Origin of the sequence: Nonlabens sp. MIC269 (assembly GCF_001430865.1) — a bacterium.
Taxonomy (GTDB): domain Bacteria; phylum Bacteroidota; class Bacteroidia; order Flavobacteriales; family Flavobacteriaceae; genus Nonlabens; species Nonlabens tegetincola.
On record NZ_CP011373.1, the window covers coordinates 2,118,204 to 2,142,472 of the forward strand.

Annotated in this window: 4 protein-coding genes; 3 read left to right on the top strand and 1 reads right to left on the bottom strand. The window is 41.2% G+C overall.

The annotated features are described in order from the left end of the window. Positions 1-50 precede the first annotated feature (50 nt). Positions 51-986: a type IX secretion system membrane protein PorP/SprF gene (locus tag AAT17_RS09630; protein WP_042280475.1), complete on the top strand. Its 936-nt coding sequence runs from the start codon at positions 51-53 to the stop codon at positions 984-986. A gap of 12 nt (positions 987-998) precedes the next feature. After that, on the top strand, positions 999-2,999 hold the full coding sequence (locus tag AAT17_RS09635) for an OmpA family protein (RefSeq protein WP_060523910.1): 2,001 nt from the start codon (positions 999-1,001) through the stop codon (positions 2,997-2,999). Positions 3,000-3,067: 68 nt separating this feature from the next. Here the strand turns inward: AAT17_RS09635 and AAT17_RS09640 are convergent, their stop codons facing one another. Then, a complete protein-coding gene (locus tag AAT17_RS09640) occupies positions 3,068-4,669 on the bottom strand; it encodes a peptide chain release factor 3 (RefSeq protein WP_060523912.1) in 1,602 nt (533 codons plus the stop codon). A gap of 445 nt (positions 4,670-5,114) precedes the next feature. Between AAT17_RS09640 and AAT17_RS09645 the strand changes: the two genes are divergently transcribed. Then, entirely contained in the window at positions 5,115-24,242 is a 19,128-nt protein-coding gene (locus AAT17_RS09645) for a gliding motility-associated C-terminal domain-containing protein (protein ID WP_060523914.1), read from the top strand. Positions 24,243-24,269 lie beyond the last annotated feature (27 nt).

A 24,269-nucleotide genomic window follows, 5' to 3' on the forward strand; every position in this document is an offset into this window, starting at 1 on the left:
TTCAAGCCTTGATTTAGGTCAAGGCTTGATTTTTTTTATAACTTACAAGCATGAAAAAATTAATAGTTGTCTTTGTTTTTTTCGCTTTCGCGAAAGCGTTAACAGCTCAACAGGATCCACAGTACAGTCAGTATATGTATAATCCGATAGTTATAAATCCGGCCTATGCTGGTAATCGCGGTGTAGCGAGTATAGTTGGATTACATCGTAGTCAATGGGTTGGATTGGATGGAGCACCACGCACACAAACCTTGTCGTTTCATACTCCTATTGCCAATAGTAGAGTAGGATTAGGTTTGAGTGTTGTAAATGACGAAATAGGACCAGCTGATGAGACCTATGTAGCGGCAGATTTTAGTTATACGATTCCCGTAGGAGACGAGGCAAGATTAAGTTTTGGACTTAAGGGAGGAATCCACGTGTTAAACGTTGATTTTAATAAGCTAAATATTTTTGATCCAGGAGATCCTAGATTGAGTGAGAATGTAGACAATAGATTGTCACCTACTGTAGGATTAGGACTGTATTATCATACGGATAGGTTTTACGTAGGATTGAGTTCGCCTAATTTATTACAGACGGATCATTTTGATGAGGATAACGACACGAGTTCAGCCACGTTTATAGCAGAGGAGCGTATACACTTATTTGGAACCGTAGGATATGTTTTTGATTTAAATGATAACATTAAGTTCAAGCCAGCTGGACTAGTAAAGATGGTACAAGGAGCACCTTTACAGGTTGACTTAACGGCAAATTTCTTATTCAACGAGAAGTTCACAGTAGGAGCGGCCTATAGGTGGAGTGCTGCTGTTACCGGATTAGTAGGATTTCAAATAAGTGATCAAATGATGATAGGATTTGCCTATGATCGCGAGACTACAGAATTAGGTAATGCGATATACAACGATGGTAGTTATGAATTATTCTTGCGATTTGAATTGTTCAACAGCTACGATAGAATTATCACACCAAGATTCTTTTAATAAAATAGTATCATGAAATTAAAATATATATCTACACTTTTATTGGTGACATTTATTCTGAATTTTTCATCTGCACAGAAAAAGTCAGATTTAGAGAAAGCAAATAAAAAGTATGATCAATTAGCCTTTTTTGAAGCTCAAAAGCTTTATAAAAAACTATTTGAAGATGGTTACGAATCACCAGAGATTTTATCAAAACTTGCCGATGCTTATTACTTTAATGACGAGTTAGAAAAATCCAATAAATATTATACACTACTATTTGAAAAATACAAAGAGTCAGTAAAACCAGAGTATTATTTTAGACATGCGCAAACTTTAAAAGCTACTGGTCAGTATCAGAAAGCAGATGAATTGATGGCAACTTTTAATTCCTTCAAGGGATTTGATTCAAGAGCCAAAAAATATTCTGACGAGCCTAATTATCTGCAAATCATCGATTTTCAGTCAGGAAGATTTATTATAAAAAATGCAGAGGATGTTAATAGTTATACCAGTGATTTTGGTACGGCTTACTACGATGCCAAAGATAAAGTAGTGTTTGCCACGTCTAGAGATACTTCTTCATTGATAAATAGAAGACATACATGGAGTGGACAGGCTTTTCTAGAGCTCTATGAAGCTGATGAAACAAATGCTGGAGAATTAAGAAATGCCAAGGAATTTAAAGGGGTTCTTAATACAAGGTTCCATGAAAGTACACCTACATTTACTAAAGATGGAAACACTGTATATTTTACGCGTAATAACTACTCCGAAGGTGTTGCAAGACAAGATATTGATGGGGTTAACAGACTTAAAATATACAAATCGGTTAAAAAGGGAAAAAGATGGTTACAACCTGTTGAACTACCTTTTAATAGCGATGAATACTCTACAGCGCATCCAGCATTAAGTCCAGATGAGACTAAGTTGTATTTTTCTAGTGATATGCCAGGATCAGTTGGTTATGACATGCGAGAAAAATTTGGGAAGTCTGATTTATGGGTGGTTGATATTTTAGAAGATGGTAATTACAGTGAACCTCGTAATTTGGAAAATGTCAATACAGAAGGTAGAGAAAGTTTTCCTTTTGTAAGTAGCAATAATACTCTCTATTTTGCAAGTACAGGTCATCAAGGATTAGGAGGACTAGATGTATTTGCAAGTTCCATCAAACCAGATGGATCTGTATCTAATGTGGTGAATATTGGTAGTCCTATAAATACACAATATGATGATTTCTCATTTATTATAAATGACGGTAGTAAGCGAGGATACTTCAGTAGTAATAGGCCAGGAGGAATCGGAGATGACGATATTTATAGTTTCATTCAAACAGAAGAGATGCGTAAAGAATGTGAGCACCTTCTTTCTGGTACAGTAACTGATAAAAATACAGGAGCTCCTATAGATGGTGCATTAGTAACCGTTCTTGATGCTAATAATAATGTTGTAGGAGACTTGATTACTAAGGCTAATGGGAAATTTGTATTTAAATTAGAGTGTGATAAACAATATTTCCTACGAGGTGAAAAACGAGAATATGGTACCGACGAGGATTTGTTTACAACACCTTCTCAAACAGATTATAGTGATATACCGCTGGAATTGTCCAAAAACAAACAAGCGCTAGCAGATTGTGATGATATAGCGCCTTTATTAAACATAAAACAAATATACTTTGATTTTGACAAGTCCAATATAAGACCAGATGCAGCTGCAGAATTGACAAAGATTAAAGCATTCATGGAGCTATATCCACAGATAGCTGTTGAAATTAGGTCTCACACAGATAGTCGTGCGCCAGATGATTACAACGATGCTTTAAGTGATCGTAGAGCGCGAAGTACTCGTCAGTGGTTGATCGATAATGGTATCGATGCGTCCAGATTAACAGCCAAAGGTTATGGAGAGCGTCAATTACTTAATAAGTGCTCAAATGGAGTTGAATGTACTCCGGAGGAACATCAACTTAATCGTAGATCAGAGTTTATAATTTCTGGTCTAGGTAAGATTTCCAATTGTAATTAATAAAAAAGAGGTTCTTTAAGAACCTCTTTCTTTTTTAAAATATCGCTTTCGCGAAAGCGTAGCAAAGATTATACAGCTATGGATTCAAATTCCGATACGAAGTGAAATTTGATACTAGGGTATTTTTGTTGCGTCATTTGAAGAGAGAAAGCACTATCTGCGAGAAATACCAATTGACCTTGTTTATCTTTAGCTAAGAACTTGGACTTAACTCTTTTAAAATCTAAAAATTCCTCACTTTTCCAATCCTTAGTATCCACCCAGCAAGCTTTGTGCACGTTAAGGTTCTCGTAGGAACATTTTGCTCCATATTCATGTTCCAGTCTATATTGAATTACTTCAAATTGCAGAGCGCCAACAGTACCAATAACTTTACGACCATTTAGTTCTAGAGTAAATAATTGTGCTACACCTTCATCCATTAATTGATCAATACCCTTAGCAAGCTGTTTTGCTTTCATAGGATCGGCATTATTAATGTATCTAAAATGTTCTGGTGAGAAAGAAGGGATTCCCTTATAATGTAGGATCTCACCACTAGTTAAAGTGTCACCGATTTTAAAATTTCCCGTGTCGTGAAGACCTACAATATCTCCTGGGTACGATATGTCAACAATTTCTTTCTTTTCTGCAAAGAATGCATTAGGACTGGAGAATTTTAAGTTCTTATCTAACCTTACATGTTTATAAGGTTTGTTACGCTCAAAAGTCCCGCTTACAATTTTCACAAAAGCCAGTCTGTCTCTATGTTTAGGGTCCATATTCGCGTGTATCTTGAAAACGAATCCACTAAAGTCTTTTTCTTTAGGATTTACTAATCGTTCCTCAGCATTTTTAGGTCTAGGAGTAGGGGCTATTTTAATGAATGCGTCTAGCAGCTCTTTTACGCCAAAATTATGTAGTGCACTACCATAGAATACAGGTTGCAATTTGCCGTCTAGGTAATCTTTCTCATTAAATTCTGGATAGATACCTTCTACCATTTCAAGTTCTTCTCGTAATGTTTGAGCGCTTTCAGCTCCAATTAGGTTGTCTAATGCCGTATCATTTAAATCGTCTATGGAAGTAGTTTTATTAATGTCTTTAGAAGACTCTCCAGTAAACAATCTTATGTTTTTTTCAAAAAGATTATAAATTCCTTTAAGATCATATCCCATTCCTATAGGAAAACTCAATGGTGTCACTGTAAGTTGTAACTTTTGTTCAATTTCATCGAGTAGATCAAAGGCATCTTTTCCTTCCCTATCCATCTTATTGATGAATACAATCATAGGAATGTTGCGCATTCTACAAACCTCTACAAGTTTTTCAGTTTGCTCTTCCACACCTTTTGCAACGTCTACTACGACGATGACACTATCAACAGCCGTTAAAGTTCTAAAGGTGTCCTCGGCAAAATCTTTGTGTCCTGGTGTATCTAGAATATTAATCTTTGTGTCATTATATTCAAATGCTAGAACCGATGTAGCTACCGATATACCACGTTGACGCTCGATTTCCATGAAGTCACTAGCCGCACCTTTTTTAATTTTATTGCTCTTTACGGCTCCTGCTTCCTGAATAGCACCTCCATAAAGAAGAAGTTTTTCTGTAAGTGTAGTTTTACCTGCATCTGGGTGTGAAACAATACCGAAGGTACGTCTTCTATTAATTTCTTTTTGTAAGGACATGAATGATTAATTATTCGGAAATGCAAAAATACGATAATAGCTGTGTCTAATTTATTTAATAAATTGGGAATTAATATTTAGATTTCTATGTTAAAGTTAATATCATTTCTTTTCCTATATAAAACGATATGCAGTTAAACGATAAAAAACAACAAACAACGAATATTGTTTTAAATTTTATTAACGAATAGTTAAAAATATAAGTTCTATGTAGTTTTAAAAACTGAAGCCTTTGAAAGTATGTTTCATCGGACCTCTTAGTTTATTTCACTTTATTATTCGTATTATGGGTAAAACTACGTTATTAAGAACGTTCAAGAATTTAGGCAAGACCTTTTCTAATAACTCTTTAGTTATAAAAAAAATATTGCTTCCTTTTTCTTTCCTTCTTCTTTCAGTGTCTGTCGGGTATAGTCAATGTGATATTACTATAATATCAACATCGATGATTTCTAGTTGTAATAATAATGGTACACCTACAGATCCATCAGATGATTTTTTTACGGCAGATGTTACAGTTAATTTTGATGCTGCGCCAGCATCTGGTACCTTAGACCTTTCAGGTGATACTGGTGCTCAAACGGTAGATGTTACAACATTTGCCCCTGGAGCAACATCATATACGTTCCCTGCGGTGCAAATGACTTCAGATGGAACGCCGATAAATATTACAGCTTCTTTTAATGGGGATCCTGTATGTACTTTCTCATTTAACGAACCTTCAGCTGGTTTAGCGCCTGATTCATGTAGTCCAGATTGTTTGATAAGTAGTATAGTCTCTTCAAATGCTAGTTCCTGTAATGATTCAGGAACTCCCAACGATCCTAGTGATGATACTTTTACAGTTGATATTACTGTCAATTATACAAATCCTGCAAACTCAGGTACTTTGATAATTGACCAAGGAGGTTCACCAATTGATGCAATTGGTGTGGCTGGATTGGATTCTGCCACTTCACATACCTTTATAAATGTAGTACTGCCTGCAGATGGAAACCCATTTTCAATTCGTGCAAACTTTCCAGATGTAGATTGTCCTTATAATGATCCTGCTGTAGATATAGCTCCTTCGTCATGTAGTCCAAATTGTAACATAACTAATATTAGTGTAGATCCAAGTTCTATTTCTATTTGTGATGATAACGGTACTTCAGGGCCTGGTAATGAAGGTGATGATACTTTTACCGCAGATATAATAATCACATTTGATAGTCTCAATTTGCCTACCGTTGGAACACTTGATCTTACAGGCGATGGAACAGCATCTGTTGGTGTAGGTGGTTTAGATTCTTCCACTAGTCACACCTTTACGGGTGTAGTTTTTTCATCCGATGGTGGAGATGTTGCTTTGTCAGCTGCATTTAATGGAGGTGCAACTACTTGTTCATTCGGTTTGCCAGCAGTTTTTACAGCACCATCGCAGTGTAGTGAAGCTACTACAAATGGAGGTTTGACTATAAGCAAAACCCATTGTGATTGGGGTTATACCACTGATGATAGGTACCGCATTAGATATGAAGGTATTTTAACTAATGGTGGTGTTAATCCAGTTTTTGATCTAAGTATCATTGATGACTTAGGGACGCCTTTTTTAGGAGACGCAAATATTGTAAATATCGTAAGCGTTACAGCTTCAGAAACTAATGATAATACCAGTAGTGTGGCGCCAAATGGTGCGTTTAACGGAACAGTGGATGAGGAGATATTGGATGTTGCAGTAATAGAAGAGTTGCCACCAGGTGAGTCAATTAATTTTTCTATTTGTATTGAGGTGAATGCTGTAGCTGCACTAGATCAGCAAACTATTATCAATGAGGTGATAGCAACAGCCAGAGATGCTGTAACGGGAGAACCATATGAAACCTCTGCAACTGATGCAGAATTTTTTGAAGAAAACCAATCTATTTTGAGTGCAGGATTTGAAGTTAGTGATCCTACACCTACCATAAATACTGATGGTACTTTTGATTTCTTTTATACGATTACATTAAGAAATTCTGGTTCTGGAACTGCAAATAATGTACAATACACCCATGACTTTGGTCATTTATTTGCCGCCTCACCAGCTGTACCAATTAATACTTTGACTGTGACTCGTATTGGAGGAAGCTTGTTGGAAAACCCTGATTTTGATGGTGGCTCAGGATTAATAGGAACTTCTACAGATTTGTTAGTTTCTGGGCAGAGTATGATAAGTGGTGAAACTGCGACTTACCGAATTGATTTAAATGTAGGTCCTACGGGTAATTCCAGTACTAGAACATCTCAAGGTGTTTTTTCTGGAACCGATTTAGGAGGTCGGGCTGTTTCTGATATTTCAAGACAAAACCTGACAGCAGAACATGATGAGGAACAATGTAACTGTGAACCTACTCCAGTTACTTTTTCTTCTACTCCGTTACCAATAATCACTAAAACGGTAACAAGTGATGTTCAAGCGGCTAGCGGTGTAATAGGAAATAAGGATATAACTTTTCAAATAGAGATTGAAAATGATGCAGCTTCTCCTGTTGATTTATTTGTTCCGCAAATAACTGATAACGTGATGGCTATGTGTCCAGGTAACGTCGTTAATGTTAGTAGTCCCCAACTTGAATTAACAACAGCTCTAGTAACACCGGCTTTTAACACATCGTTTACAGGTCAAGGATTTAATGATATTTTTGATGGTGTAACAGGTCAATTAAGACCAGGTGAAAGAATAATAGTTAGTCTAGTTGTAGAAATTATGCAACCTTGTCCAGGAGATAATACAGCGATTTTTACTTCTCAGGACCCTTCGGGACGAGTATTAACACGCAGCAGTTCTGTAGGAATAAATAATCCACCAGTTGCCGAGGATGATGTTTTCTCAACTAATGTAGATCTTCCTATAACTGTAGATTTATTTGCTGATAATGGTAATGGTATAGATTCTGATCCGGATGGTGATCCATTAACGATAATTGAAATAGATGGTATACCTATAACTGATGGAGGTGCTCCAATTGTATTGTCTGATGGAACAATTGTGCAGCTTTCAGGCGGAATGCTAGACATTACTCCGCCGCCAGGTTCATCCGCTCCAGTTTCATTTAGCTATGAAATTTCCGATCCCTTTGGTAATACAGATTCCGCAAATGTCTTCATAACTATCAACACATGTTTAGTTCAAGTAATTTCCCTTGACAATATTTCGAGTTGTAATTCAAACGGTACCACCGGAGACCCGACAGATGATACTTTTACAGCAGATGTTGTTGTTCAATTCACAAACCCACCTGGTTCAGGAAATTTAGATTTAACAGGTGCCGGGATTAACACTTTTGTTCCAGTATCTGGGTTGGATAATGCAGCGCAACATAGATTTACCAATTTAACATTCTCTGCAGATGGTGGTCCTGTTAATTTAACTGCAACGTTTGATAATCCTAGTGGATGCACCGATACTCAAAATGCAGGAACCGCTCCGGATTCTTGTAGCGTCGCTCAATCTGATATAAGAATTACAAAAACGTTAAATCAATCAGGTCCTTTTGCGCCTGGAGATACAGTTTCTTGGAATATAGTTGTAAGTAATTTAGGGACGGACACAGCAACAAATGTATTTGTAACAGACACTCCAACAAATGTTACAATAACAAACATAAATGGAGGTGGCTGTACTACATTTCCTTGTAATTTAGGAACAATAACGGCTAATACACCATTTAGTGACGTCACAATAATTGTTACCGGTACTATAGACGGACCAGGAGCATTTACAAATGTAGTTTCAGTATCTGCAGATCAAGTAGATAGTGTTCCGGCTAACGATACTGATGATGGTAGTGATGGAAATAATGATGGTATAGCAGTTGGTGAAGCCAACTTAGTGACCGTTAAAACTTTAGCTACTGGAGATAGTACTCCGGCAGAAGGTGATACTGTAGCCTTTACAATAACGGTTACTAATAATGGTCCTGATGACGCTACTAATGTCTCATTGGTAGATGCGATTCCAGCCGGACTTACAGCTACAATAAACAATGGAAATACAGGTGGAGATCAACCTTCTACTTATACAGATCCTAATTGGACAATTCCATTTATCGCTAGTGGACAATTTGTAACATTGAATATTGAAGGAGTAGTAGATGCTGGTGAGGATGGAAATACGATTACGAACAGCACAACTGCAGCTACAACGCCTGATCAAACAGATCCAACGACAGCTGGTGATGATTTAAATGAAAGTATTACTGTAGATGGATGTATAGATACTGATGGTGATGGCGATTGCGATAGTACAGATCCAGATCCAGCAAACCCATGTGTGTTTACAACCGGTAGTGTAGCAGACACTTCGAATGCTACGTGGCAGGCTGCAGATTGTGACGGTGATGGTGATCCAAACGGATCAGATCCAGATCCATCAAACCCTTGTGTTGTTAGTGGAACACCAACTGTACCTGCTTCAACAGATCCAAATTATTCAATATGGGCTGCAGAAGATTGTGATGGTGATGGCGTAACTAACGACCAAGAAGTTACAGATTCAACAGATCCTTTTGATTCATGTGAATATATTCAAACAAATCAAGATTATACAGTAACAACTTTAGAATTCCAAAATGCAGACTGTGACGGAGATGGTGTGACAAATGCAAATGAAATAGATCCAGATGGTAATGGTGAAGATGATGGAAACGGAACAGATCCATCAGATCCTTGTGATTACGAACCTTTATTGGTGACTGAAACACAAACAGGAGCTTGGATTTTAGCAGATTGTGATGGCGATGGCGATCCAAACGGAAGTGATCCTAATCCTCAAGATCCTTGTGATTTTTCTTCTGGCACAACGACACCTTCAAACCCAGGAACACCAGGAACACCAGAACAAACGGCATATGATATTTGGGCAGTAGCCGATTGTGATGGTGATGGAGATTCTAACGGAACTGATCCAGATCCACAAGATCCATGTGTGTTTACAGCAGGAAGTACAGCCGATACGAGTAATCCAATCTGGCAAGCCGCTGATTGTGATGGAGATGGAGAGACAAATGGGACAGAAAACTCTAATGGATCAGATCCAACCGATCCATGTAGTGTAAGTGGAACAGCAATGGTACCAGATGTAAGTGATGCCAATTATGCTGTATGGGCAGCCGCTGACTGTGATGGTGATGGTGAGACCAACGGAGAAGAAGTAATGAATGGTACAGAGCCGTTTGATCCATGTAGTGTTACGACTTCAACAATACCAGCAACGACAGATGAGAATTATGCCGTATGGGCAGCCGTTGATTGTGATGGCGATGGAGATTCCAATGGAACAGATCCAGCACCAAATGACCCATGTGTATTTACAGCAGGAAGTGTAGCAGATACAAGTAATCCTATTTGGCAAGCCGCTGATTGTGATGGCGATGGAGATTCTAACGGAACCGATCCAGCACCAAATGATCCATGTGTGTTTACAGCAGGAAGTACAGCTGATACGAGTAATGCAATTTGGCAAGCCGCCGATTGTGATGGTGATGGAGATTCAAACGGAACTGATCCAGATCCAGAAGATCCGTGTGTTTTCACAGCAGGAAGTACAGCCGATACGAGTAATCCAATCTGGCAAGCCGCCGATTGTGATGGAGACGGTGAAACTAACGGAACAGAAAACTCAAATGGATCAGATCCAACCGATCCATGTAGTGTAAGTGGAACAGCAATGGTACCAGATGTAAGTGATGCGAATTATGCTGTATGGGCAGCCGCTGACTGTGATGGTGATGGTGAGACCAACGGAGAAGAAGTAATGAATGGTACAGAGCCGTTTGATCCATGTAGTGTTACGACTTCAACAATACCAGCAACGACAGATGAGAATTATGCCGTATGGGCAGCCGCTGATTGTGATGGCGATGGAGATTCCAATGGTACAGATCCAGTACCAAATGACCCATGTGTATTTACAGCAGGAAGTGTAGCAGATACAAGTAATCCTATTTGGCAAGCCGCTGATTGTGATGGCGATGGAGATTCTAACGGAACCGATCCAGCACCAAATGATCCATGTGTGTTTACAGCAGGAAGTACAGCTGATACGAGTAATCCTATTTGGCAAGCCGCTGATTGTGATGGAGATGGAGATTCTAACGGAACTGATCCAGATCCAGAAGATCCGTGTGTTTTCACAGCAGGAAGTACAGCCGATACGAGTAATCCAATCTGGCAAGCCGCCGATTGTGATGGTGATGGTGAGACTAATGGAGATGATCCAGCTCCGTTTGATCCTTGTGTAGGAGCGGAACTTGCTAATGTTGATTTATCAGATAATAACACAGATTGGTATAATGCTGATTGTGATGGAGATGGTGTAATTAATGGTTTAGAACTAGATCCTGATATGGATGGTATTGCTGGTCCTAATGGAACCGATTTAAATGATCCTTGTGATTACAATGAAGATGATGTGGTAGATGGGACTCAAGCGGAGCCATGGTTGTCCACTGATTGTGATGGAGATGGTGTTCTAAATAGTGCTGAGATAGCAGACGGAACTAATCCAAACGATGCGTGTAGTTATGACCCAGCAAGTGTAACAGTAGCAGTAACAAGTACCGTAGATTGTGATGGAGACGGAGTAACGGATGCTGATGAGATAGCAAACGGAACCGATCCAAACGATGCATGTAGTTATAATGTGGCAGATATTACGGTATCAGTAACCAGCACAGTAGACTGTGATGGAGATGGAGTAACGGATGCTGATGAGATTAATGGTCCAGATGGAGATCCAAATACAGCAGACGGAACCGATCCAAACGATCCATGTAGTTATGATCCATCAAGTGTTACGTTAGCAGTAACGAGTATGGTAGATTGTGATGGAGATGGAGTAACGGATGCTGATGAGATAGCAGACGGAACCGATCCAAATGATGCGTGTAGTTATGATCCAGCAAGTGTAACAGTAGCAGTAACAAGCACAGTAGATTGTGATGGAGACGGAGTAACGGATGCTGATGAGATAGCAGACGGAACCGATCCGAACGATGCGTGTAGTTATGATCCAGCAAGTGTAACAGTAGCGGTAACAAGTACCGTAGATTGTGATGGAGACGGAGTAACGGATGCTGATGAGATAGCAAACGGAACCGATCCAAACGATGCATGTAGTTATAATGTTGCAGATATTACGGTATCAGTAACCAGTACTGTAGACTGTGATGGCGATGGAGTAACGGATGCTGATGAGATTAATGGTCCAGATGGAGATCCAAATACAGCAGATGGAACCGATCCAAACGATCCATGTAGTTATGATCCATCAAGTGTTACGTTAGCAGTAACGAGTATGGTAGATTGTGATGGAGACGGAGTAACTGATGCTGATGAGATAGCAAACGGAACTGATCCAAACGATGCGTGTAGTTATAATGTTGCAGATGTAACAGTAGCAGTAACCAGTACTGTAGATTGTGATGGAGACGGAGTAATCGATGCTGATGAGATAGCAGACGGAACCGATCCAAACGATGCGTGTAGTTATGATCCAGCAAGTGTAACAGTAGCGGTAACAAGTACCGTAGATTGTGATGGAGACGGAGTAACGGATGCTGATGAGATAGCAAACGGAACCGATCCAAACGATGCATGTAGTTACAATGTTGCAGATATTACGGTATCAGTAACAAGCACAGTAGATTGTGATGGAGATGGAGTAACGGATGCTGATGAGATTAATGGTCCAGATGGAGATCCAAATACAGCAGATGGAACCGATCCAAACGATCCATGTAGTTATGATCCATCAAGTGTTACGTTAGCAGTAACGAGTATGGTAGATTGTGATGAAGATGGAGTAACTGATGCTGATGAGATAGCAAACGGAACTGATCCAAATGATGCATGTAGTTACAATGTTGCAGATGTAACAGTAGCAGTAACAAGCACAGTAGATTGTGATGGAGATGGAGTGATAGATGCTGATGAGATAGCAGACGGAACCGATCCGAACGATGCGTGTAGTTATGATCCAGCAAGTGTAACAGTAGCAGTAACAAGTACCGTAGATTGTGATGGAGACGGAGTAACGGATGCTGATGAGATAGCAAACGGAACCGATCCAAACGATGCATGTAGTTATAATGTGGCAGATATTACGGTATCAGTAACCAGCACAGTAGACTGTGATGGAGATGGAGTAACGGATGCTGATGAGATTAATGGTCCAGATGGAGATCCAAATACAGCAGACGGAACCGATCCAAACGATGCATGTAGTTATGATCCATCAAGTGTTACGTTAGCAGTAACGAGCACAGTAGATTGTGATGGAGATGGAGTAACTGATGCTGATGAGATAGCAAACGGAACCGATCCAAATGATGCATGTAGTTACAATGTTGCAGATGTAACAGTAGCAGTAACAAGCACAGTAGATTGTGATGGAGATGGAGTGATAGATGCTGATGAGATAGCAGACGGAACCGATCCGAACGATGCGTGTAGTTATGATCCAGCAAGTGTAACAGTAGCAGTAACAAGTACCGTAGATTGTGATGGAGACGGAGTAACGGATGCTGATGAGATAGCAAACGGAACCGATCCAAACGATGCATGTAGTTATAATGTTGCAGATATTACAGTATCAGTAACGAGCACAGTAGACTGTGATGGAGATGGAGTAACGGATGCTGATGAGATTAATGGTCCAGATGGAGATCCAAATACAGCAGACGGAACCGATCCAAACGATCCATGTAGTTATGATCCATCAAGTGTTACGTTAGCAGTAACGAGCACAGTAGATTGTGATGGAGATGGAGTAACGGATGCTGATGAGATAGCAGACGGAACCGATCCAAATGATGCGTGTAGTTATGATCCAGCAAGTGTAACAGTAGCAGTAACAAGCACAGTAGATTGTGATGGAGACGGAGTAACGGATGCTGATGAGATAGCAGACGGAACCGATCCGAACGATGCGTGTAGTTATGATCCAGCAAGTGTAACAGTAGCGGTAACAAGTACCGTAGATTGTGATGGAGATGGAGTAACGGATGCTGATGAGATAGCAAACGGAACCGATCCAAACGATGCGTGTAGTTATGATCCAGCAAGTGTAACAGTAGCGGTAACCAGCACAGTAGACTGTGATGGAGATGGAGTAACGGATGCTGATGAGATTAATGGTCCAGATGGAGATCCAAATACAGCAGATGGAACCGATCCAAACGATCCATGTAGTTATGATCCATCAAGTGTTACGTTAGCAGTAACGAGTATGGTAGATTGTGATGGAGATGGAGTAACGGATGCTGATGAGATAGCAAACGGAACCGATCCAAATGATGCGTGTAGTTATAATGTTGCAGATGTAACAGTAGCAGTAACAAGCACAGTAGATTGTGATGGAGATGGAGTGATAGATGCTTATGAGATAGCAGACGGAACCGATCCGAACGATGCGTGTAGTTATGATCCAGCAAGTGTAACAGTAGCAGTAACAAGTACCGTAGATTGTGATGGAGACGGAGTAACGGATGCTGATGAGATAGCAAACGGAACCGATCCAAACGATGCATGTAGTTATAATGTGGCAGATATTACGGTATCAGTAACCAGCACAGTAGATTGTGATGGAGATGGAGTAACGGATGCTGATGAGATTAATGGTCCAGATGGAGATCCAAATACAGCAGACGGAACCGATCCAAACGATCCATGTAGTTATGATCCATCAAGTGTTACGTTAGCAGTAACGAGTATGGTAGATTGTGATGGAGACGGAGTAACGGATGCTGATGAGATAGCAGCCGGAACCGATCCAAACGATGCGTGTAGTTATAATGTTGCAGATGTAACAGTAGCAGTAACCAGTACTGTAGATTGTGATGGCGATGGAGTAACGGATGCTGATGAGATAGCAGACGGAACTGATCCAAACGATGCGTGTAGTTATGATCCAGCAAGTGTAACAGTAGCAGTAACAAGTACCGTAGATTGTGATGGAGACGGAGTAACGGATGCTGATGAGATAGCAAACGGAACCGATCCAAACGATGCATGTAGTTACAATGTTGCAGATATTACGGTATCAGTAACCAGCACAGTAGACTGTGATGGCGATGGAGTAACGGATGCTGATGAGATTAATGGTCCAGATGGAGATCCAAATACAGCAGACGGAACCGATCCAAACGATCCATGTAGTTATGATCCATCAAGTGTTACGTTAGCAGTAACGAGTATGGTAGATTGTGATGGAGACGGAGTAACGGATGCTGATGAGATAGCGGAAGGAACCGATCCAAATGATGCGTGTAGTTACAATGTTGCAGATGTAACAGTAGCAGTAACCAGTACTGTAGATTGTGATGGAGACGGAGTAATCGATGCTGATGAGATAGCAGACGGAACCGATCCAAACGATGCGTGTAGTTATGATCCAGCAAGTGTAACAGTAGCAGTAACAAGTACCGTAGATTGTGATGGAGACGGAGTAACGGATGCTGATGAGATAGCAAACGGAACCGATCCAAACGATGCATGTAGTTATAATGTTGCAGATATTACGGTATCAGTAACGAGCACAGTAGACTGTGATGGAGATGGAGTAACGGATGCTGATGAGATTAATGGTCCAGATGGAGATCCAAATACAGCAGATGGAACCGATCCAAACGATCCATGTAGTTATGATCCATCAAGTGTTACGTTAGCAGTAACGAGTATGGTAGATTGTGATGGAGATGGAGTAACGGATGCTGATGAGATAGCAAACGGAACTGATCCAAACGATGCATGTAGTTACAATGTTGCAGATGTAACAGTAGCAGTAACAAGCACAGTAGATTGTGATGGAGATGGAGTGATAGATGCTGATGAGATAGCAGACGGAACCGATCCGAACGATGCGTGTAGTTATGATCCAGCAAGTGTAACAGTAGCAGTAACAAGTACCGTAGATTGTGATGGAGACGGAGTAACGGATGCTGATGAGATAGCAAACGGAACCGATCCAAACGATGCATGTAGTTATAATGTTGCAGATGTAACAGTAGCAGTAACAAGCACAGTAGATTGTGATGGAGATGGAGTAATCGATGCTGATGAGATAGCAGCCGGAACCGATCCAAACGATCCATGTAGTTACAATCTTAGTAACGTTTCAGTTCCAGTGACCAGCACAGTAGATTGTGATGGAGATGGAGTAACGGATGCCGATGAGATTAATGGTCCAGATGGAGATCCAGGAACATCAGATGGTACCAACCCTAACGATCCATGTGATTACAACGTGTCACAAATAACAGTAGCGGTGACAAGTGGAGTAGATTGTGATGGCGATGGAGTAACGGATGCTGATGAGATAGCAGACGGAACTGATCCAAACGATGCGTGTAGTTATGATCCAGCAAGTGTAACAGTAGCAGTAACAAGTACCGTAGATTGTGATGGAGACGGAGTAACGGATGCTGATGAGATAGCAAACGGAACCGATCCAAACGATGCATGTAGTTATAATGTTGCAGATATTACGGTATCAGTAACCAGCACAGTAGATTGTGATGGCGATGGAGTAACGGATGCTGATGAGATTAATGGTCCAGATGGAGATCCAAATACAGCAGACGGAACCGATCCAAACGATCCATGTAGTTATGATCCATCAAGTGTTACGTTAGCAGTAACGAGTATGGTAGATTGTGATGGAGACGGAGTAACTGATGCTGATGAGATAGCAAACGGAACTGATCCAAATGATGCATGTAGTTACAATGTTGCAGATGTAACAGTAGCAGTAACCAGTACTGTAGATTGTGATGGAGACGGAGTAATCGATGCTGATGAGATAGCAGACGGAACCGATCCAAACGATGCGTGTAGTTATGATCCAGCAAGTGTAACAGTAGCGGTAACAAGTACCGTAGATTGTGATGGAGACGGAGTAACGGATGCTGATGAGATAGCAAACGGAACCGATCCAAACGATGCATGTAGTTATAATGTTGCAGATATTACGGTATCAGTAACCAGCACAGTAGACTGTGATGGAGATGGAGTAATCGATGCTGATGAGATAGCAGCCGGAACCGATCCAAACGATCCATGTAGTTACAATCTTAGTAACGTTTCAGTTCCAGTGACGAGCACAGTAGATTGTGATGGAGATGGAGTAACGGATGCCGATGAGATTAATGGTCCAGATGGAGATCCAGGAACATCAGATGGTACCAACCCTAACGATCCATGTGATTACAACGTGTCACAAATAACAGTAGCGGTGACAAGTGGAGTAGATTGTGATGGCGATGGAGTAACCGATGCTGATGAGATAGCAGACGGAACTGATCCAAACGATGCGTGTAGTTATGATCCAGCAAGTGTAACAGTAGCAGTAACAAGTACCGTAGATTGTGATGGAGACGGAGTAACGGATGCTGATGAGATAGCAAACGGAACCGATCCAAACGATGCATGTAGTTACAATGTTGCAGATATTACGGTATCAGTAACCAGCACAGTAGACTGTGATGGCGATGGAGTAACGGATGCTGATGAGATTAATGGTCCAGATGGAGATCCAAATACAGCAGACGGAACCGATCCAAACGATCCATGTAGTTATGATCCATCAAGTGTTACGTTAGCAGTAACGAGTATGGTAGATTGTGATGGAGACGGAGTAACGGATGCTGATGAGATAGCGGAAGGAACCGATCCAAATGATGCGTGTAGTTACAATGTTGCAGATGTAACAGTAGCAGTAACAAGCACAGTAGATTGTGATGGAGATGGAGTGATAGATGCTGATGAGATAGCAGACGGAACCGATCCGAACGATGCGTGTAGTTATGATCCAGCAAGTGTAACAGTAGCAGTAACAAGTACCGTAGATTGTGATGGAGACGGAGTAACGGATGCTGATGAGATAGCAAACGGAACCGATCCAAACGATGCATGTAGTTATAATGTTGCAGATATTACAGTATCAGTAACGAGCACAGTAGACTGTGATGGAGATGGAGTAACGGATGCTGATGAGATTAATGGTCCAGATGGAGATCCAAATACAGCAGATGGAACCGATCCAAACGATCCATGTAGTTATGATCCATCAAGTGTTACGTTAGCAGTAACGAGTATGGTAGATTGTGATGGAGATGGAGTAACGGATGCTGATGAGATAGCAAACGGAACTGATCCAAACGATGCATGTAGTTACAATGTTGCAGATGTAACAGTAGCAGTAACAAGCACAGTAGATTGTGATGGAGATGGAGTGATAGATGCTGATGAGATAGCAGACGGAACCGATCCGAACGATGCGTGTAGTTATGATCCAGCAAGTGTAACAGTAGCAGTAACAAGTACCGTAGATTGTGATGGAGACGGAGTAACGGATGCTGATGAGATAGCAAACGGAACCGATCCAAACGATGCATGTAGTTATAATGTTGCAGATGTAACAGTAGCAGTAACAAGCACAGTAGATTGTGATGGAGATGGAGTAATCGATGCTGATGAGATAGCAGCCGGAACCGATCCAAACGATCCATGTAGTTACAATCTTAGTAACGTTTCAGTTCCAGTGACCAGCACAGTAGATTGTGATGGAGATGGAGTAACGGATGCCGATGAGATTAATGGTCCAGATGGAGATCCAGGAACATCAGATGGTACCAACCCTAACGATCCATGTGATTACAACGTGTCACAAATAACAGTAGCGGTGACAAGTGGAGTAGATTGTGATGGCGATGGAGTAACGGATGCTGATGAGATAGCAGACGGAACTGATCCAAACGATGCGTGTAGTTATGATCCAGCAAGTGTAACAGTAGCAGTAACAAGTACCGTAGATTGTGATGGAGACGGAGTAACGGATGCTGATGAGATAGCAAACGGAACCGATCCAAACGATGCATGTAGTTATAATGTTGCAGATATTACGGTATCAGTAACCAGCACAGTAGATTGTGATGGCGATGGAGTAACGGATGCTGATGAGATTAATGGTCCAGATGGAGATCCAAATACAGCAGACGGAACCGATCCAAACGATCCATGTAGTTATGATCCATCAAGTGTTACGTTAGCAGTAACGAGTATGGTAGATTGTGATGGAGACGGAGTAACTGATGCTGATGAGATAGCAAACGGAACTGATCCAAATGATGCATGTAGTTACAATGTTGCAGATGTAACAGTAGCAGTAACCAGTACTGTAGATTGTGATGGAGACGGAGTAATCGATGCTGATGAGATAGCAGACGGAACCGATCCAAACGATGCGTGTAGTTATGATCCAGCAAGTGTAACAGTAGCGGTAACAAGTACCGTAGATTGTGATGGAGACGGAGTAACGGATGCTGATGAGATAGCAAACGGAACCGATCCAAACGATGCATGTAGTTACAATGTTGCAGATGTAACAGTAGCAGTAACAAGCACAGTAGATTGTGATGGAGATGGAGTAACGGATGCTGATGAGATTAATGGTCCAGATGGAGATCCAAATACAGCAGATGGAACCGATCCAAACGATCCATGTAGTTATGATCCATCAAGTGTTACGTTAGCAGTAACGAGTATGGTAGATTGTGATGAAGATGGAGTAACTGATGCTGATGAGATAGCAAACGGAACTGATCCAAATGATGCATGTAGTTACAATGTTGCAGATGTAACAGTAGCAGTAACAAGCACAGTAGATTGTGATGGAGATGGAGTGATAGATGCTGATGAGATAGCAGACGGAACCGATCCGAACGATGCGTGTAGTTATGATCCAGCAAGTGTAACAGTAGCAGTAACAAGTACCGTAGATTGTGATGGAGACGGAGTAACGGATGCTGATGAGATAGCAAACGGAACCGATCCAAACGATGCATGTAGTTATAATGTTGCAGATATTACAGTATCAGTAACGAGCACAGTAGATTGTGATGGAGATGGAGTAACGGATGCTGATGAGATTAATGGTCCAGATGGAGATCCAAATACAGCAGACGGAACCGATCCAAACGATGCATGTAGTTATGATCCATCAAGTGTTACGTTAGCAGTAACGAGCACAGTAGATTGTGATGGAGATGGAGTAACGGATGCTGATGAGATAGCAGACGGAACCGATCCAAATGATGCGTGTAGTTATGATCCAGCAAGTGTAACAGTAGCAGTAACAAGCACAGTAGATTGTGATGGAGACGGAGTAACGGATGCTGATGAGATAGCAGACGGAACCGATCCGAACGATGCGTGTAGTTATGATCCAGCAAGTGTAACAGTAGCGGTAACAAGTACCGTAGATTGTGATGGAGATGGAGTAACGGATGCTGATGAGATAGCAAACGGAACCGATCCAAACGATGCATGTAGTTACAATGTTGCAGATGTAACAGTAGCAGTAACAAGCACAGTAGATTGTGATGGAGATGGAGTAACGGATGCTGATGAGATTAATGGTCCAGATGGAGATCCAAATACAGCAGATGGAACCGATCCAAACGATGCATGTAGTTATGACCCATCAAGTGTTACGTTAGCAGTAACGAGTATGGTAGATTGTGATGGAGATGGAGTAACTGATGCTGATGAGATAGCAAACGGAACTGATCCAAACGATGCATGTAGTTATGATCCAGCAAGTGTAACAGTAGCAGTAACAAGCACAGTAGATTGTGATGGCGATGGAGTAGTTGATGCTGATGAGATAGCAGACGGAACCGATCCGAACGATGCGTGTAGTTATGATCCAGCAAGTGTAACAGTAGCGGTAACAAGTACCGTAGATTGTGATGGAGACGGAGTAACGGATGCTGATGAGATAGCAAACGGAACCGATCCAAACGATGCATGTAGTTATAATGTTGCAGATGTAACAGTAGCAGTAACAAGCACAGTAGACTGTGATGGAGATGGAGTAACGGATGCTGATGAGATTAATGGTCCAGATGGAGATCCAAATACAGCAGACGGAACCGATCCAAACGATGCATGTAGTTATGATCCATCAAGTGTTACGTTAGCAGTAACGAGTATGGTAGATTGTGATGGAGACGGAGTAACGGATGCTGATGAGATAGCGGAAGGAACCGATCCAAATGATGCGTGTAGTTACAATGTTGCAGATGTAACAGTAGCAGTAACAAGCACAGTAGATTGTGATGGAGATGGAGTGATAGATGCTGATGAGATAGCAGACGGAACCGATCCGAACGATGCGTGTAGTTATGATCCAGCAAGTGTAACAGTAGCAGTAACAAGTACCGTAGATTGTGATGGAGACGGAGTAACGGATGCTGATGAGATAGCAAACGGAACCGATCCAAACGATGCATGTAGTTATAATGTTGCAGATATTACAGTATCAGTAACGAGCACAGTAGACTGTGATGGAGATGGAGTAACGGATGCTGATGAGATTAATGGTCCAGATGGAGATCCAAATACAGCAGATGGAACCGATCCAAACGATCCATGTAGTTATGATCCATCAAGTGTTACGTTAGCAGTAACGAGTATGGTAGATTGTGATGGAGATGGAGTAACGGATGCTGATGAGATAGCAAACGGAACTGATCCAAACGATGCATGTAGTTACAATGTTGCAGATGTAACAGTAGCAGTAACAAGCACAGTAGATTGTGATGGAGATGGAGTGATAGATGCTGATGAGATAGCAGACGGAACCGATCCGAACGATGCGTGTAGTTATGATCCAGCAAGTGTAACAGTAGCAGTAACAAGTACCGTAGATTGTGATGGAGACGGAGTAACGGATGCTGATGAGATAGCAAACGGAACCGATCCAAACGATGCATGTAGTTATAATGTGGCAGATATTACGGTATCAGTAACCAGTACTGTAGACTGTGATGGAGATGGAGTAACGGATGCTGATGAGATTAATGGTCCAGATGGAGATCCAAATACAGCAGATGGAACCGATCCAAACGATCCATGTAGTTATGATCCATCAAGTGTTACGTTAGCAGTAACGAGTATGGTAGATTGCGATGGAGACGGAGTAACGGATGCTGATGAGATAGCAAACGGAACCGATCCAAACGATGCGTGTAGTTACAATGTTGCAGATGTAACCGTAGCAGTAACGAGCACAGTAGATTGTGATGGCGATGGAGTAACGGATGCTGATGAGATAGCAGACGGAACCGATCCAAACGATGCGTGTAGTTATGATCCAGCAAGTGTAACAGTAGCAGTAACAAGTACCGTAGATTGTGATGGAGACGGAGTAACGGATGCTGATGAGATAGCAAACGGAACCGATCCAAACGATGCATGTAGTTACAATGTTGCAGATATTACGGTATCAGTAACCAGCACAGTAGACTGTGATGGCGATGGAGTAACGGATGCTGATGAGATTAATGGTCCAGATGGAGATCCAAATACAGCAGACGGAACCGATCCAAACGATCCATGTAGTTATGATCCATCAAGTGTTACGTTAGCAGTAACGAGTATGGTAGATTGTGATGGAGACGGAGTAACGGATGCTGATGAGATAGCGGCAGGAACCGATCCAAACGATGCATGTAGTTACAATGTTGCAGATGTAACAGTAGCAGTAACAAGTGGAGTAGATTGTGATGGAGATGGAGTGATAGATGCTGATGAGATAGCAGACGGAACTGATCCAAACGATGCGTGTAGTTATGATCCAGCAAGTGTAACAGTAGCGGTAACAAGTACCGTAGATTGTGATGGAGACGGAGTAACGGATGCTGATGAGATAGCAAACGGAACCGATCCAAACGATGCATGTAGTTACAATGTTGCAGATATTACGGTATCAGTAACCAGCACAGTAGACTGTGATGGAGATGGAGTGATAGATGCAGATGAGATTGCAGACGGAACCGATCCAACAGATGCTTGTGATTATGATCAAGGTAGTATTACAGTTCCGGTGACCAGCACAGTAGATTGTGATGGAGATGGAGTAACGGATGCTGATGAGATTAATGGTCCAGATGGAGATCCAAGTACACCAGATGGAACTAACCCTAACGATCCATGTGATTACAACGTGTCACAGATAACAGTATCAGTAACCAGCACAGTAGATTGTGATGGAGATGGAGTGACCGATGCTGATGAGATAGCAGACGGAACTGATCCAAACGATCCGTGTGATTTAAATGTTGGAAGTATTACGGTAGCTCAATCAGGAGACTATTTGTCAGCAGACTGTGATGGTGATGGAGTGACTAATGGAGACGAATTAACAGCAGGGACAGATCCTAATGACCCATGTGATTACGATGCATCACAACAGGATGTGTCTGTTACTTCTCCAGCGTGGCAAGGTGCTGATTGTGATGGTGACGGTGTTTCAAACGGTACCGAATTAAATGATGGAACCGACCCACAAGATCCTTGTAATTATGATGTGAATAGCCAAGATTTAACAATAGTAACATCAGTTTGGAATGCGCTAGACTGTGATGGTGATGGTGTTACTAACGGTGATGAAATAATCGATGGGACTGATCCAATTGATTCTTGTGATCTAATAGTAGGAAGTATTACTTTAACTCAAGGAGGCGATTTTCTAGATGCAGATTGTGACGGTGATGGAGTTACTAATGGTGATGAGATCGCAGACGGTACTGATCTAAATGACCCTTGTGATTATCTTACCACTAGTCAGACAATAACTCCAAGTGATGAATGGGCTATGTTAGATTGTGATGGTGATGGAGTAACTAACGGACAGGAATTAATAGATGGGACTGATACTCAAGATCCATGTGATTATGACTCAATATCACAAGACGTAAGTCTAGCATCAGGAGCATGGGATGCCTTAGATTGTGATGGAGATGGCGTATCCAATATTGATGAATTATTCCCTCCAAACGGTGGAGATCCTACAGATCCACAAGATCCATGTAGCGTTAATCTAGATGATCAATCAACAACACCTTCTCAAGAATGGTTAGATGCAGATTGTGATATGGATAATGTTCCAAATGGAGTGGAACTTACAAGAGGCGATACAGATGGAGATGGTGTTCCAGATGTTTTTGATACCGATGATGATGGAGATGGTGTAGATACGATTTTTGAAGACTACGATGGTGATAATGATCCTACCGATCAAGACTCTGATGGCGATGGCATACCAGACTACCTAGATACAGACGATGATGGCGATGGAATTGATACTATGGATGAAGGGCCAAATCCAGATGGAGATGGTGATCCAAACACAGGAGATACTAGTGATATCGATGGTGATGGAATTCCAGATTATCTAGATTCAGATCCACGTCGAATAAGAGTATGGAATGCAGTTACGCCTAATGAGGATGGTAGAAATGATTACTTCATATTAGAAGGAATTGAGAATTTTGAAAATACAGTTCATATCTATAATAGATGGGGTATTGAGGTTTATAACACTGAGAATTACGATAATGAAACTCGTAGGTTTGAAGGTGTTTCAGAAGGACGAGTTACCGTCGAGCAAGGTGAGAAATTACCGACTGGTACATACTTCTATGTAGTAGAATATATAGATGATTTTGGAAAAACTCAGAAATTGGCCGGTTATTTATACATCAGATAAAATGAAAAAAAATCTAGGCTTAGATGG

Excerpts from the sequence above, each read along its gene's own strand:
- AAT17_RS09640 (WP_060523912.1), bottom strand. The coding sequence starts at position 4,669 with ATGTCCTTACAAAAAGAAATTAATAGAAGACGTACCTTCGGTATTGTT.
- AAT17_RS09635 (WP_060523910.1), top strand. The coding sequence starts at position 999 with ATGAAATTAAAATATATATCTACACTTTTATTGGTGACATTTATTCTG.
- AAT17_RS09630 (WP_042280475.1), top strand. The coding sequence starts at position 51 with ATGAAAAAATTAATAGTTGTCTTTGTTTTTTTCGCTTTCGCGAAAGCG.
- AAT17_RS09645 (WP_060523914.1), top strand. The coding sequence starts at position 5,115 with ATGATTTCTAGTTGTAATAATAATGGTACACCTACAGATCCATCAGAT.